Annotated in this window: 13 protein-coding genes; 9 read left to right on the top strand and 4 right to left on the bottom strand. The window is 70.8% G+C overall.

What is annotated here, in order from left to right; all coding sequences use genetic code 11:
• The first annotated feature begins 18 nt into the window (after nucleotides 1-18).
• From ACZ5C2_RS30000 to dacB, 5 genes are all read left to right on the top strand, one after another.
• Entirely contained in the window at nucleotides 19-960 is a 942-nt protein-coding gene (locus ACZ5C2_RS30000; RefSeq protein WP_468798324.1) for a F0F1 ATP synthase subunit gamma, read from the top strand.
• Nucleotides 960-2396 carry a F0F1 ATP synthase subunit beta gene (atpD, locus tag ACZ5C2_RS29995; RefSeq protein ID WP_468798321.1) on the top strand — a complete coding sequence of 479 codons (1437 nt, stop codon included), beginning with the start codon at nucleotides 960-962 and terminating at the stop codon, nucleotides 2394-2396. Before ACZ5C2_RS30000 ends, atpD begins: the two co-directional genes overlap by 1 nt.
• 128 nt (nucleotides 2397-2524) lie before the next feature.
• Nucleotides 2525-2902 carry a F0F1 ATP synthase subunit epsilon gene (locus tag ACZ5C2_RS29990; RefSeq protein ID WP_468798318.1) on the top strand — a complete coding sequence of 126 codons (378 nt, stop codon included), beginning with the start codon at nucleotides 2525-2527 and terminating at the stop codon, nucleotides 2900-2902.
• 128 nt (nucleotides 2903-3030) lie between these two features.
• Entirely contained in the window at nucleotides 3031-3480 is a 450-nt protein-coding gene (locus ACZ5C2_RS29985; protein WP_468798315.1) for a DUF2550 domain-containing protein, read from the top strand.
• A 174-nt stretch (nucleotides 3481-3654) separates the two neighbouring features.
• The gene (dacB, locus tag ACZ5C2_RS29980) at nucleotides 3655-5199 is read left to right on the top strand and encodes a D-alanyl-D-alanine carboxypeptidase/D-alanyl-D-alanine endopeptidase (RefSeq protein WP_468798312.1); all 1545 of its coding nucleotides are present in this window, start codon (nucleotides 3655-3657) and stop codon (nucleotides 5197-5199) included.
• Between the two features lie 94 nt (nucleotides 5200-5293).
• Here dacB and ACZ5C2_RS29975 read toward each other — a convergent pair whose 3' ends face one another.
• The 3 genes from ACZ5C2_RS29975 to ACZ5C2_RS29965 form a co-directional block, all read right to left on the bottom strand.
• Complete coding sequence (locus tag ACZ5C2_RS29975; RefSeq protein WP_468798309.1) at nucleotides 5294-7117, bottom strand: glycosyl hydrolase family 18 protein; 1824 nt, start codon at nucleotides 7115-7117, stop codon at nucleotides 5294-5296.
• A 136-nt stretch (nucleotides 7118-7253) separates the two neighbouring features.
• Entirely contained in the window at nucleotides 7254-7895 is a 642-nt protein-coding gene (locus ACZ5C2_RS29970) for a response regulator (RefSeq protein WP_468798306.1), read from the bottom strand.
• A complete protein-coding gene (locus ACZ5C2_RS29965) occupies nucleotides 7895-9085 on the bottom strand; it encodes a sensor histidine kinase (RefSeq protein WP_468798303.1) in 1191 nt (396 codons plus the stop codon). The genes ACZ5C2_RS29970 and ACZ5C2_RS29965 overlap by 1 nt, the downstream gene beginning before the upstream one ends.
• 152 nt (nucleotides 9086-9237) lie before the next feature.
• Between ACZ5C2_RS29965 and ACZ5C2_RS29960 the strand changes: the two genes are divergently transcribed.
• Nucleotides 9238-9822: a hypothetical protein gene (locus ACZ5C2_RS29960; protein WP_468798300.1), complete on the top strand. Its 585-nt coding sequence runs from the start codon at nucleotides 9238-9240 to the stop codon at nucleotides 9820-9822.
• 15 nt (nucleotides 9823-9837) lie between these two features.
• Here ACZ5C2_RS29960 and ACZ5C2_RS29955 read toward each other — a convergent pair whose 3' ends face one another.
• Complete coding sequence (locus tag ACZ5C2_RS29955) at nucleotides 9838-10410, bottom strand: cob(I)yrinic acid a,c-diamide adenosyltransferase (RefSeq protein ID WP_468798297.1); 573 nt, start codon at nucleotides 10408-10410, stop codon at nucleotides 9838-9840.
• A gap of 225 nt (nucleotides 10411-10635) precedes the next feature.
• On the opposite strand from ACZ5C2_RS29955, the gene ACZ5C2_RS29950 reads away from it, so the two are divergent.
• From ACZ5C2_RS29950 to ACZ5C2_RS29940, 3 genes are all read left to right on the top strand, one after another.
• The gene (locus tag ACZ5C2_RS29950) at nucleotides 10636-11484 is read left to right on the top strand and encodes a 3-hydroxyacyl-CoA dehydrogenase family protein (protein ID WP_468798294.1); all 849 of its coding nucleotides are present in this window, start codon (nucleotides 10636-10638) and stop codon (nucleotides 11482-11484) included.
• Between the two features lie 162 nt (nucleotides 11485-11646).
• A complete protein-coding gene (locus ACZ5C2_RS29945; RefSeq protein WP_468798291.1) occupies nucleotides 11647-11970 on the top strand; it encodes an STAS domain-containing protein in 324 nt (107 codons plus the stop codon).
• Between the two features lie 261 nt (nucleotides 11971-12231).
• A complete protein-coding gene (locus tag ACZ5C2_RS29940) occupies nucleotides 12232-14754 on the top strand; it encodes an ATP-binding protein (protein WP_468798288.1) in 2523 nt (840 codons plus the stop codon).
• The last annotated feature ends 3 nt before the right edge of the window (nucleotides 14755-14757 follow it).

The raw sequence follows: 14757 nt of genomic DNA, 5'->3' as shown, positions 1-14757 counted from the left end.
AAGGAAGGGACCTGACTCATGGGAGCCCAGCTCCGGGTCTACAAGCGTCGCATCCGATCCGTCACCGCGACCAAGAAGATCACCAAGGCGATGGAGATGATCGCCGCCTCGCGCGTCGTCAAGGCGCAGCGCAAGGTGGCGGCCTCCACGCCGTACGCGCAGGAGCTCACCCGCGCGGTCACGGCGGTCGGAACCGGGTCGAACACCAAGCACCCGCTGACCACGGAGGCGGAGAACCCGACCCGTGCCGCGGTCCTGCTCCTCACGAGCGACCGCGGTCTGGCCGGCGCCTTCAACTCCAACGCCATCAAGGCGGCGGAGCAGCTGACCGAGCGCCTGGAGCGCGAGGGCAAGCAGGTCGACACGTACATCGTCGGCCGGCGCGGCGTGGCCCACTACAACTTCCGCGAGCGCAAGATCGCGGAGATGTTCACGGGCTTCACCGACGAGCCCACGTACGCGGACGCCAAGAAGGTCGCGGCCCCGCTGATCGAGGCCATCGAGGGCGAGACCGGCGACGGCGGCGTGGATGAGCTCCACATCGTCTACACCGAGTTCGTCTCGATGATGACGCAGACGGCGGTCGACTCCCGGCTGCTTCCGCTGCGCCTCGACGAGGTCGCGCAGGCAGGGACATCTGCGGCTGACGCCGCGGGCGCCACCAAGGGCGAGATCCTGCCGCTGTACGACTTCGAGCCGTCGGCGGAGGACGTCCTCGACGCGCTGCTGCCGCGGTACGTCGAGAGCCGGATCTACAACGCGATGCTCCAGTCGGCCGCTTCGAAGCACGCCGCCACGCGGCGCGCGATGAAGTCGGCCACCGACAACGCGGGTGAGCTGATCAATACGCTCTCCCGTCTTGCCAACGCGGCCCGCCAGGCCGAAATCACCCAGGAAATCAGCGAGATCGTCGGTGGCGCCAGTGCCCTGGCCGACGCGAACGCGGGGAGTGACAACTAATGACCACCACTGTTGAGACCGCGACGGCCACGGGCCGCGTCGCCCGGGTCATCGGCCCGGTCGTCGACGTGGAGTTCCCCGTCGACGCGATGCCGGAGATCTACAACGCCCTCCACGTCGAGGTCGCCGACCCGGCCAAGGAGGGTGAGCTCAAGACGCTGACCCTCGAGGTCGCCCAGCACCTGGGTGACGGCCTGGTCCGCACCATCTCCATGCAGCCCACCGACGGTCTGGTCCGCCAGGCCCCGGTGACCGACACGGGTTCCGCCATCTCCGTGCCGGTCGGCGACTTCACCACCGGCAAGGTGTTCAACACCCTCGGTGAGGTGCTGAACTCCGACGAGAAGTACACGGGCGAGCGCTGGCCGATCCACCGCAAGGCGCCGAACTTCGACGAGCTCGAGTCGAAGACCGAGATGTTCGAGACCGGCGTCAAGGTCATCGACCTCCTCACCCCGTACGTCAAGGGTGGAAAGATCGGTCTGTTCGGTGGTGCCGGCGTCGGCAAGACGGTGCTCATCCAGGAGATGATCTACCGCGTCGCCAACAACCACGACGGCGTGTCGGTGTTCGCCGGCGTCGGTGAGCGCACCCGTGAGGGCAACGACCTCATCGACGAGATGAGCGAGTCGGGCGTCATCGACAAGACCGCGCTGGTCTTCGGCCAGATGGACGAGCCCCCGGGCACCCGTCTGCGCGTCGCGCTGGCCGGCCTCACCATGGCCGAGTACTTCCGTGACGTCCAGAAGCAGGACGTGCTGTTCTTCATCGACAACATCTTCCGCTTCACCCAGGCCGGTTCCGAGGTGTCGACCCTGCTCGGCCGTATGCCCTCCGCGGTGGGTTACCAGCCGAACCTGGCCGACGAGATGGGTCTGCTCCAGGAGCGCATCACCTCGACCCGTGGTCACTCGATCACCTCGATGCAGGCGATCTACGTCCCCGCGGACGACCTGACCGACCCGGCCCCGGCCACCACCTTCGCCCACCTCGACGCGACGACGGTGCTCTCCCGTCCGATCTCCGAGAAGGGCATCTACCCGGCCGTGGACCCGCTGGACTCGACGTCCCGCATCCTCGACCCGCGGTACATCGCGGCGGACCACTACAACGCCGCGCTGCGCGTGAAGAACATCCTGCAGAAGTACAAGGACCTGCAGGACATCATCGCGATCCTCGGTATCGACGAGCTCGGCGAGGAGGACAAGCTCGTCGTCCACCGTGCCCGTCGCGTGGAGCGCTTCCTGTCCCAGAACACCCACGTCGCCAAGCAGTTCACCGGCGTGGACGGTTCGGACGTGCCGCTGGACGAGTCGATCGCCGCGTTCAACGCGATCTGCGACGGTGAGTACGACCACTTCCCGGAGCAGGCGTTCTTCATGTGCGGTGGCATCGAGGACCTGAAGAAGAACGCGAAGGAACTGGGCGTCTCCTGACCCCCGGGTTTCCGATGTGAGCTTCCGGCTCACTCTTGAGGGGGCGGGCACGTCCCGCCCCCTCTTCCACTACTAGACTTGTAACCAACACCCGGCACAACCGCCGGGTGGTGACCCGAGGAGCCACCTTGGCTGCTGAGCTGCACGTCGCGCTGGTCGCGGCCGACCGAGAGGTCTGGTCCGGCGAGGCCACCCTGGTCGTCGCGCGCACCACGTCCGGCGACATCGGCGTCATGCCCGGTCACCAGCCGCTGCTCGGTGTGCTGGAGTCGGGCCCGGTGACCATCCGTACGCGCGAGGGCGGGACGGTCGTCGCCGCGGTGCACGGCGGTTTCATCTCGTTCGCGGACGACAAGCTGTCGCTGCTGGCCGAGACCGCCGAGCTGTCGGACGAGATCGACGTCAGGAGCGCGGAGCAGGAACTCGCCCGTGCGAAGGCGGAGGACGACCCCGAGGCCGAGCGCCGCGCGGATGTCCGCCTGCGAGCGGCGACGGCGGGGCGCTGATACCACCCCGATGCGTTGACGTCACTCAGCCGCGGCCGGCACCGGAGCGATCCGGAGCCGACCGCGGCTGAGGCAGATCTGGATGATTTTTCCGTTCCGTTACCTAGGAGACGAGGAGGTCGGTGTCGATGGTCCTCGCTCTGACTGTGTGCGGAATTGTCGTGGTGCTCGTGGTGGCGGGGCTCTTCGTCTTCGGTCTGCGCCGCCGGCTCATCCAGCGTTCCGGTGGGACCTTCGACTGCAGCCTGCGCTGGGACGCCCCCGAGGTCGCCGGTGACTCCGGCGGCAAGGGCTGGGCGTACGGGGTGGCCCGCTACAACGGCGACCGGGTGGAGTGGTTCCGCGTCTTCTCGTACGCGCCCCGCCCGCGCCGTGTCCTGGAACGCTCCGCGATCGAGGTGGCCGGCCGCCGCCTGCCCGAGGGCGAGGAGGAACTGGCACTGCTGTCGGACGCGGTGGTCCTCGCCTGTCTGCACCGGGGCACACGTCTGGAGCTCGCGATGAGCGACGACGCGCTGACCGGTTTCCTCGCGTGGCTCGAGGCGGCCCCGCCCGGCCAGAGGGTGAACGTGGCCTGATCCCACCGGTGGGTGGGCCGGGGTGAACGGACAGCGGATCCGATGTGGCCGAAGCCACACGGTTTCTCCGCGCTCGCCCGACCGTGACATTGAACCGATCCGGCCCTTCAGCGGTTGTGCTTGGGACAGCATTCGAACGTCTTGGTTCGATCCATCCCACGTGAGGATCCCCCCATGCCGCCCAGCTTTCCGGGTGTCACCACCAGCAGTGGCCGTCACCGCAAGCCCAGAGAGGCGAATCCGTCGGTCCGCCGAGCGATCGTGGTCGCGGCGACGGCCCCCATCGCCGCGACGATCATGGGCGCGCCGTCCGCCTTCGCCGCCGACGCCAACACCTTCGGCATCCCCCAGGAACACTCCCACGAGGGCTTTCTGCTTCAGTCCGGGGATGCCGGTGATGCCGGGGGCACCGAAGGCGTCTCCGCACGTCTGGCCGAGCCGTCCGACTCGCCCGAGGACGAGCCGGCGTTCGTGAAGTCCGTCCGGCCCGACTCCGCCGACCGGCCGGTGTTCAAGAAGTCCGTCCGGCCCGGCGCGACCGACACCGACCCCGACACCGGCACCGTCTCCGTGGACCAGGGCATCGTGGACGCCCTCGACGCGCGGATCGACGACCCGCGGCTGGGATCCCGGCTCAGCGGTGTCGTCATCGACGCCGCCTCGGACGAGGTGATCTGGGACCACAACGCGGCCACCGCGCTGATGCCCGCCTCCAACACCAAACTCGCCACCGCCACCGCCGCGTTGACCGTCCTCGGCCCCGACCACCGGTTCACCACCAAGGTCGTCTACGCCGACGGCACGCTCACCCTCGTCGGCGGGGGAGACCGCACGCTGACCACCGAGGACCTGGGCGCCCTGGCCGATGCCGCGGTAGCGGGGCTGGACAACGCCGGTCTCACCTCGGCCGAGGTACGCGTCGACGACAGCCTCTTTCCCGAGCCCACCCTCGCCACCGGCTGGAACGACGGCTACTACCCGAGCGAGATCGCACCGGTGCGCTCCCTGGTGGTGGACGGACACGCGGTCGAGGACACCGCTCTGGACGCGGGCGAGGTCTTCGCCGGACTGCTCGCCGACCGGGGCGTCACGGTCAGCGGCGACGTCACCCGCGGTGTGGCCGGGGAGGGCGACGCCCTCGTGGCAGAGCACCGGTCGGACGCGCTGTCCACGATCGTCAAGCACATGCTCAAGGTGAGTGACAACAACATCGCCGAGTCGCTGCTGCGGACGACCGCGCTCGGCGCCGGCCGCGCGGCCACCTTCGAGGACGGCACGGCGGTCGTGCGGGACGTGCTGAGCGGGACGTACGGCGTGTCCATGGAGAACTTCGAGATGTACGACGGCAGCGGGCTGTCCCGCGCCACCCGCATCCCGGCGCGGACCCTCGCCGACATCCTCGACCTGACCACCGACCCCCGCCACAGGGGTGTCCTCCGGCACGTCGCGGACGGTCTGCCCGTCGCCGGCGAGGCGGGCGGCACGCTGGGGCCCGAGTGGGGCCGGTTCGACACCGCGGACTCGCAGTGCGCGGTCGGGGAGGTCAGGGGCAAGACCGGCACCCTCACCGGCGCGATCGCCCTGAGCGGCATCACGCAGGGGGAGGACGGGCGCTGGAAGGTCTTCTCCTTCGTGGAGAACGGCTCCACCGCCCCCAACGACGACATCAAGGACGCCCTGGACGGTCTCGCCGCGTCGGTCAACGGCTGCAACACCTGACCCCCCGGGTCACCGGACGCGGGACCGCCCCCGGACGACGGCGTCCGGGGGCGGTCCTGTGGCTGCGGTCCTGTGACCGTGCCCTCTCCTTCGGCTAGTTCAGCCCGTTGTCCATGGCGCTCACGAGCTCACCGTTCGTGGTGTCCCCGCTGAACTCCCAGAAGAAGGCGCCGCCGAGGCCCTGGTTCTTGGCCCAGGCCATCTTGGAGCCGATGGTGGCCGGGGTGTCGTAGGACCACCAGTTGTTGCCGCAGTGGGCGTAGGCCGTGCCGGCGATGGTGCCGGTGGCCGGGCAGCTGTTCTTGAGGACCTTGTAGTCCTCGATGCCCGCCTCATAGGTGCCGGGGGCCGGTCCGGTGGCCGAGCCACCGGGGGCGGCCTGGGTGACACCGGTCCAGCCGCGGCCGTAGAAGCCGATGCCGAGCAGCAGCTTGCTCGCCGGGACGCCCTTCGCCTTCAGCTTGGCGATGGCGGCGGCCGAGTTGAAGCCCTCCTTCGGGATGCCGTTGAACGAGGTCAGCGGCGAGTGGGGGTTGGTCGGGCCGGTCTTGTCCCAGGCGCCGAAGTAGTCGTACGTCATCACGTTGTACCAGTCGAGGTACTGGGCGGCGCCGCCGTAGTCGGCCGCGTCGATCTTGCCGCCGTCGGAGCCGTCCGCGGTGATGGCGGCGGTGATCAGGTAGTCCTCGCCGAACTCGGCGCGCAGGGCCTGGGAGAGGTTCTTGAAGGCCGCCGGACCGCTGGTGTCACAGGTCAGACCGCAGGCGTTCGGGTACTCCCAGTCGATGTCGATGCCGTCGAAGACATCGGCCCAGCGTGGGTCCTCCACCACGGCCTTGCAGGACTTGGCGAAGGCGGCCGGGTTCTGCGCGGCCTGGCCGAAGCCGCCGGAGTAGGTCCAGCCGCCGAAGGAGTACAGCACCTTGATGTGCGGGTACTTCGCCTTCAGCTGGCGCAGCTGGTTGAAGTTGCCGCGCAGGGGCTGGTCCCAGGTGTCGGCCTGACCGCTGACGGACTGGTCGGCGGTGTAGGCCTTGTCGGTGGCGGCGTAGGAGTCGTCGAGCTTGCACTGGCCGCCCACGACGTTGCCGAACGCGTAGTTGATGTGGGTGATCTTGGCGGCCGAGCCGGACGTCACCAGGTTCTTGACGTGGTAGTTGCGGCCGTAGACGCCCCACTCGGTGAAGTAGCCGAGGTTGACCTTCTCGCCGGGGGGCGGCGGTTCCTCGGTGCTGCCGGTGGTGTGGACCTTCACCGCGCCGCTGGCCGGGCCGGTCTGGTCGGCGGTGTCCCGGGCTTGCACGGTGTAGGAGTAGTCGGTGCCCTTGGACAGGCCGGTGTCCGTGTGCGAGGTGCCGGTCACCGTGGCGACGGTGGCGCCGTCGCGCAGGACGTCGTAGTTCTTGATGCCCTTGTCGTCGGTGGCCGCCGGCCAGGACAGCTTCACCGAGGTGTCGGTCACGTCGGAGGCGGTCGGGGTGCCGGGGGCGGAGGGGGCCTCGTCCCCGGGGACGGAGGTGCCGTCACAGCTGCCGCCGTTGAGCTTGCAGCCGGAGGGGGAGCCGGAGCCGCTGCCGTTGAAACCGAAGCTGACCGACGCCCCGGGGGCGAGGGTGCCGTTCCAGCCGACGTTCTTGCCGGTCCAGTGGTCACCGGAATGGGTGACCGTGGCGTCCCAGGCGGAGGTGACCTTCGTGCCGGAGGGGAAGTCCCACTCGACGGTCCAGGAGTTGATCGTGGTGGTGCCGGTGTTCTTCACCGTCCACTTGCCCTCGAAGCCCGAGCCCCAGTCCTGGGTCTTGGCGAAGGTGGCGGTCGCCGAGGTCGCGGCCTCGGCCGGGCTCGCGAGGCCGACGAGGCCGGCGACGGGGAGCAGCAGGGTCGCGAACCCTGCGGCGGCTCTGTGTCTGAAGCGCATGCTGCGCCTCCTTATGGGGAGAAGCCGTTGTGGACGTGACTGAGCCATCACGCCCGCAGTGCCGCGAGAATAGAAAGGTCTGGACCACAGGTCAATAGGTCTGGACCACTGTCCTCGCGGTTCGCCCCTGACGTGCTCAGATCCCCAACTCCTGCGCCAGCACCGCGGCTTGCACTCGGCTGCGCAGCTCCAGCTTGCCCAGCAGGCGGCTGACGTGCGTCTTCACCGTGGCCTCGGCCATGTCGAGACGCGTCGCGATGCCCGCGTTGGACAGCCCCTCGCCGAGACACGACAGCACCTCGCGCTCGCGCCGCGTGAGGGAGTCCAGCACCGCGGGATCGGCCGTCACCGGCCGCGTGGGCTTCGCGGCGAACTCGGCGATCAGCCGCCGGGTGACGGCCGGGGCGACGATGCCCTCGCCGCCCGCCACCGTGCGCACCGCCGAGATGAGGTCCTTCGCCTCCGTGTTCTTCAGCAGGAACCCGGCGGCACCGGCCCGCAGCGCCCCGAACACATACTCGTCGAGGTCGAACGTGGTCAGCACGAGCACGTCGGCGAGCCCTTCGCCAACCACCTGGCGGGTCGCCGACACCCCGTCCAGACGCGGCATCTGTACGTCCATCAGCACCAGGTCGGGACGGAGTTCACGGGCGAGCGCGACCGCCTGCTCACCGTCCGCCGCCTCGCCGACGACCTCGATGCCGGGGGCGCTGCCCAGGATCAGGACAAGCCCCGCGCGGACGGCGGACTGGTCCTCGGCGACCAGGACGCGGATCATCAGGTCTCTCCCAGCGTGATGTCGGTGACGGGGAGGGTGGCGCGTACCACCCACAGCTTGCCCTCGGGGCCGCTCTCCGGACCGGCCTCGAACGTGCCGTCCAGCAGGGCGGCACGCTCCCGCATGCCGACGAGACCGGCCCCCGAGCCCGGTGCGCGCGGGGTGTCCCGCCCGCCGCAGTGGCTGGTCACCCGGATGTCGAGGGCATCGGCCGGCCGGCGCAGGCACACGGTGACCGTCCCCGGCGCGGCATGCTTGAGCGCGTTCGTGAGCGACTCCTGCACGATCCTGTACGCGGCCAGCTCGACCGGCGCCGGGACATCGCCGTAGGTGGCGTCGAGGGTGACGTCGAGGCCGTTGGCGCGGGCGCCCTCGACCAGGGTGCCGAGACTGTCGAGGGTCGGGGTCGCCGCCGGTTCACGGTCGTCGTCCTTGTTGCGCAGGATGCCGATGAGCCGTCGCATTTCGGACAGTCCTTGAACGCTGTTCTCCCGGATCACGCCGAGCGCCTCCCTGGAGGTCCCGGGGTCGTCCAGGGAGAGTGCGGCCGTGGAGTGGATGGCGATCGCGGAGAGGTGGTTGGCGACCATGTCGTGCAACTCGCGGGCCATGCGGGCGCGTTCCGCGGTCACCGCCTGAGTGCGGTCCATCTCCGCGAGCAGCGCGGTCTGCTCGGCGCGCAGCCGGGCCGAGTCGGCGGCCTCACGGTGGTTGCGCACGATCAGACCGGTCGACGCGGGCGCGAACGTCAGGACGCCGACCGCGAACCCGATCAGCAGCGCCTCGGGTTCCTGCCACACCGCGTAGGGCACCACCGTGCCGACGACGCTGAGCAGTCCGGTGATCCAGGGGATGCGACGGGCGGCGCCGGGCGTCCCGTACAGGACGGCGGCGTACATCAGGTCGGTGTACATCACGAGCGTGACGATGCTGCCCTGGGTCGTCGTGTCCGCGGCCAGCGCCAGCGTGCCGGCCAGCAGGGCGGTGCGCGGGGCGGCGCGGCGCAGCAGTTCGCAGCCGGCCATCACGGCGAGCGGCACCAGGAGCGGCCAGCGGCCGTCGAAGAGCACGAGCGGATCGTCCGCCTTCCGCACGCCCAGCCCGAAGCCCCACAGCAGCGTCCCGCCGAGCAGGCCGGCGAGCGCGACCCGGACGTCGAAACGGTGGGGGCGGGACAGTCGTACGGCCATGGCACCATCCAACACGGTGCGCGCACCCGGCGCCTGATCCCCGGGAACGGTCCTGGACTGCATCTTTCGATGTACCGCGAGTTCGTCGCCGGCGACGACGCCCCGGGCCGCCGGGCACGGGAGCCTGGAAGGGCGACCGAGAGGAGTCAACCGTGATTGTCGCCCTGATCGCCGCCTGCGAGATCGGCTTCTGGGTGCTGCTGGCGGCCGGACTGGCGTTCCGGTACCTGCTGAGGATGCCGCGCACCGGCCTGGCCCTGCTGCTGTGCGAGCCGCTGCTGGAGGTCGTCCTGCTGGTCGTCACCGCCCTGGACCTGAAGAATGGTGCGGAGCCGAACTGGACCCACGGCCTGGCCGCCCTCTACATCGGCTACACCGTGGGCCACGGCCACCGCACGGTGACGTGGCTCGACGGCCACGCCGCCCACCGCCTGGGCGGTGCGCCCAGGCCACCCGGCCCGCCGCGCTACGGCATGGCCCGCGCCCGGCACGAGACCAGGGTCTGGCTGGGCACCCTGACGGGCGCCGCCGTGGCGACCGCGCTGCTCCAACTCGCCATCTGGTACGTCGACGACCCGGCCCGCGTCACGTCCCTCGAGGACTGGCGCTCCACGGCCTGGCGGATCGCCGGCATCCACGGCCTCGTGGCCCTGGCGTACTGGATCTGGCCGAAGAAGGCCCCGGCGGACGAGTACCGGGACCGGGTCGCGGGTGAGCGGGGGAGCGCCCGGCGCTGAGCCGCGAGAGGCGGCTCAGCGCTCCCCGCCCGGCACCCACAGCACGTCGCCGGTCTCCTTGTTGGCGATGCGGGCCAGGATGAACAGCAGGTCCGAGAGGCGGTTGAGATAGGTGGCGGTGAGGGGGTTCATGGTCTCGCCGTGCGCCTCGAGAGCAGCCCAGGTGGAGCGCTCGGCCCGGCGCACGACCGTGCAGGCCTGGTGGAGCAGGGCCGCACCCGCGGTGCCGCCGGGCAGGATGAAGGACCGCAGCTTCTCCAGCTGCTCGTTGAAGCGGTCGCAGTCCGCCTCCAGCCGGTCGACGTAGAACTGCTCGACCCGCAGCGGCGGGTACTTCGGGTTCTCCGTGACCGGCGTCGACAGGTCCGCGCCCACGTCGAACAGGTCGTTCTGCACACGGGTGAGGACTCCGGCGACCTCCTCGTGAAGGCCGCCCAGGGCGATCGCCGTGCCGATCACCGCGTTCGCCTCGTTGGTGTCGGCGTAGGCGGAGATCCGCAGATCGGTCTTGGGCACCCGGCTCATGTCACCGAGGTTGGTGGTGCCCTTGTCGCCGGTCCGGGTGTAGATACGCGTCAGGTTGACCATGGAACCAGCCTAGTGACGCCGCGGCGGTCCCGAGCACGGGTGTGGCCAGTGACACGGTGGGGCGAGCGGGCCCAACGAGGCCGTACGAAGCGCTTTCCGGCCCCGTTGGTGTGATGTCCGTCATGTGAGACGTGACGCGCGTTACTTACCGGTCACACAGCGCCCCGCGAACGCTAATGTCCGCTCCTGGAGAACAAGACAGCGCGTATTCAGGGGAGTCTCACAGTGGCACGCAAGCTCGCCGTCATCGGGGCCGGTCTCATGGGGTCCGGCATCGCCCAGGTCTCCGCCCAGGCGGGCTGGGAGGTCGTCCTGCGTGACGTCACCGACGAGGCGCTGACGCGGGGCACCGACGGGATCAAGGCGTCGTACGAGAAGTTCGTGAACAAGGGCAGGCTGGAGGCGGCGGACGCCGAAGCCGCCCTCGGCCGCATCACCGCGACCACCGACCTGGACGCCTGCGCGGACGCGGACGTCGTCGTCGAGGCCGTCTTCGAGAAGCTCGAGGTCAAGCACGAGATCTTCCGGGCGCTCGACAAGATCGTGCGCGAGGACGCCGTACTCGCCTCCAACACGTCCGCCATCCCGATCACCAAGATCGCGGCCGTGACGGAGCGCCCCGAGCGGGTCGTCGGCGCCCACTTCTTCTCGCCGGTGCCGATGATGCAGCTGTGCGAGCTGGTGCGCGGCTACAAGACGAGCGACGAAACCCTCGCCAGGACGCGGGAGTTCGCCGAGTCGGTCGGCAAGACCTGCATCGTCGTCAACCGTGACGTCGCGGGTTTCGTCACCACCCGTCTCATCGCCGCCCTCGTCGTCGAGGCCGCCAAGCTGTACGAGTCGGGCGTGGCGAGTGCCGAGGACATCGACCTGGCCTGCAAGCTGGGCTTCGGCCACGCCATGGGACCGCTGGCCACCGCCGACCTGACCGGCGTCGACATCCTGCTGCACGCCACCGACAACATCTACACCGAGTCCCAGGACGAGAAGTTCGCCGCCCCCGAGCTGATGCGCCGGATGGTTGACGCCGGTGACATCGGGCGCAAGAGCGGGCAGGGCTTCTACGAGCACTGACACCGCGCACTCACCCCGGCGTGCATCACACGCCGGGGTGAATTCGGTATCGGTTCGCTTACAGGCAGCAACCTCCGCGGCCGCCACGCAGTCTGAGGTTGCATCACCGGCCTGACGGAAGACACGGAAACACGGAGCACGAGACGGATCACGGGAGCGCATATGTACATCAGGGGCGACCACGCCGAGCTGGTCGTCGGGGGCCGCCTCGACGTCCGCAGCGCGGCGGACGCCCGTACGGTCCTGCACTCGGCCGTCGACGACGGAGCCGGCGACCTGGTACTGGACCTGTCCGATCTGGATTCCTGGGACGCCACCGGACTCGGCGTGATCATGGGAGCCCACCGACGGGCCGGCCGCTGCGGCCGGCGCCTGGTGCTGCGTGACGTACCGCCGCAGATGCAGCGCCTGCTGGTGGCCACCCGGCTGCACCGGATCCTGGCGATCGAAGGGGGCATCGGGGTGGACTCGCTGCCCCGCGTGTGAGGCCGCACGCGTACGCGACGGACGACCCGCAGACCAGGGCCGGCCTTGGCGAACTGTGTGACCCGCGCACAATCCTCACGAGACTGTGATGTCTCGGACCGCGCTGTACCCCGGACTGTCGTAGATACTGAGCGAGGGTTTAGGGTTCGGCTGCCCGCTGCCTTGCAACCCTCGAGCGGGCCCGGACCAGAAGCGACAGCGCGCGGTGTGCAGCGAGGCCGGGGAGGGCTTCAGCCACAACGCTTTTGGGGGCTAGGACCTATGGACCCGAACATCCCGGGACCCGAGGAGTACGGCCACGGCGGTGACAGGAGTGCGCCGCGTCAGCGTCCTCCCCGGGAATCCCTCACTTCGGACTTCGGACAGCACGCACCGGCACTCGCCCGCACGGTGCAGCTGGTCTCCGGAGACTTCCTGCTGACCGTCAACCCCGTCGACGGCAGCGAGATCGAGCCCTGCCCGCCCGCCGAACGGCCGGCCCGCCCCGAGAAGCTCACCGAGGCGGAGCGCGCCGAGGTCGGACGCGGGGCCAGGCCGCCCGTCCCGCCGGGCCCCGCGCAGCCCGCGCTGCCCCTGCTGGCCCGTCAGGACGAGCGCGAGAAGCTGGTCCGGCTGCTCGCCCGCGGCCGCTCCGTTCGCCTCACCGGCCCGGCCGGCTCCGGCCGCACCCGGCTCCTCGACGTCGTCGCCGAGGACTGCGCCGACCTCGCACCCGAGGGCGTCGTCCGGCTGAACGGACTGCGCCGCTCCGCCGACGATCTGCTGTACGACCTCTTCTACGCCGCCCACAAGGCACCCCTGCACCGCCCCGAGCGGGACGAACTCGTCGAGCGCGTCCGCGAGATCGGCGCCGTCGTCGTCCTGGACGACCTCGAGATCGGCGGTGCCGCCCTCGACGGACTCCTGGACGCCACCCCCGAGTGCGCCTTCCTTTTCGGCGCGTCTCCGGACGTGCCCGAGCCGTCCGCCGACGCCGGCATCGAGGAGGTCGTCCTCTCCGGCCTCGACCGCGCGGCCGGCCTCGATCTGCTCGAACACGCCGTCGGCCGCAGTCTCACCGAGGACGAGTCGAACTGGGCAGGCGACCTCTGGTTCGAGTCCGAGGGCCTGCCACTGCGCTTCGTCCAGGCCGGCGCCCTGCTGCGGCAGCGCGACCGGCTGCGGGTCGGCGCCGGCGCCGTCGACGAGTACGGCGTCTTCGAGGACGTACGGCCGGAGGAGGCGTCCTACGACCTCGCCGACGGCGACGTCGACGAGGTACCGCTGCCCTCGCTCGGCGAGGCCGCCGCACCCGCTCCGCTGCTCGCCTCGCGGCTCAGTGCATCCGCCCGCGCCACCCTGCGCTTCGCCGTCGCGCTCGGCGGCGAGGTGCCCCATCAGGCGCATCTGCCCGCCCTGGTGGGCGACACCCACGCCGACGCCGCCCTCGGCGAGCTGGCCGCCTGCGGACTCGTCTCCCCGGTCGGCTCCCGCTACCGGCTCGCCGCTGGGGTGCCGGCCCAGCTGGAGGCCGCCGGGTACGCCGACGAGGCCGAGGCCCAGGCCCGCGCCGCCGCCCAGCACTACGCCTGGTGGACCGGGCACCCCTCGGTCACCCCGGAACGGGTGTGCGCCGAGGCCGACGCGGTGCTCGCCGCGCTCGCCGTGCTCTCGCCGCTCACCTCGGCCACCACCGAGGGGGAGCCCAGCACCGCCGTACAGCTCGCACGCACCGCCGCACCGGCGTTCGCCTCGGGGCTGCACTGGAGCGCCTGGGAGAAGGCGCTGCGGGCCGGTGCGGAGGCCGCCCGGCTGGCCGGCGATGTCGGTGAACAGGCCTACTTCCACCACGAGCTCGGCATCCACGCGCTGTGCTCCGGGCAGCTCGACCGGGCGCGCACCGAACTGGAGGCGTCCACCGGGCTGCGCGGTGCCCTCGCCGACAAGCGCGGCACCGTCGCCGGGCGCCGGGCCCTCGCCCTGGTCGCCGACCGCTCCGGCACTCCGCTGGCGATCGCGCCGACCGCGGGGGAGGAGGTGCCCGAGGCCCGCTTCGAGGAGTCGGCCTCACCACCACGCGGGGTGCCCACGGCGTTCCCGGAGCTCCAGCCGCCCGCCGACGCCGCCCTGCTCGTCAGCCGCACGGTGCCGTCAGCGGCCACGCCCCAGGACAGGCCGGGCGGCGGTCTGAAGAGCCTGGCCCGGCGCAACCTGGTCGCGGCCGGCGCCGGCGCCCTGCTCGTCGCCGTGCTGGGCACGGTGGTCACCCTCGGCGCCACGTCCGAGAACGACGCCGGTACGCCGTCGGAGAACGTCGGCGTCAACCCGTCCGCGAGCCAGGGCATCGACGACGGCAGCCTCGGCGCCGACCCGGCGGCCGAGAGCGACGACGGCGACACCGGGGACGCCACCAGCCGGCCGACGGATCCGGGAGCGGACGGCACGCTGGGGACCTCCGACGATCCGAAGCCGACGGCGACGGCTTCGGACGAGCCCTCGGACGAGCCCAGCGGCACCAGGAAGCCGGACGATCCGACGAAGACGTCGAAGCCACCGACGTCGAAGCCGTCGACCAGCCAGAAGCCCCCGACGTCCAAGCCCCCGACCTCGGAGCCGCCGACGTCCGAGCCCCCGACGTCCGAGCCCCCGACCTCGGAGCCGCCTGCCAGCTCCGAGCCACCGCCGTCCACCAGCGACGCCGCCGGTGGCCCGACGTCGTCCGACCCCGTGGAGACGAGCACCTCCGCCGACGCCCCGCAGAGCAGCGGCGCGGGCACGCCCAGCACGTCGGAGACGGTGATCTGACCC

This window comes from Streptomyces sp. NPDC031365, from assembly GCF_055569765.1.
Note: the sequence above shows the minus strand (reverse complement) of the source record. Positions and strands in the feature narration are given on the sequence as shown.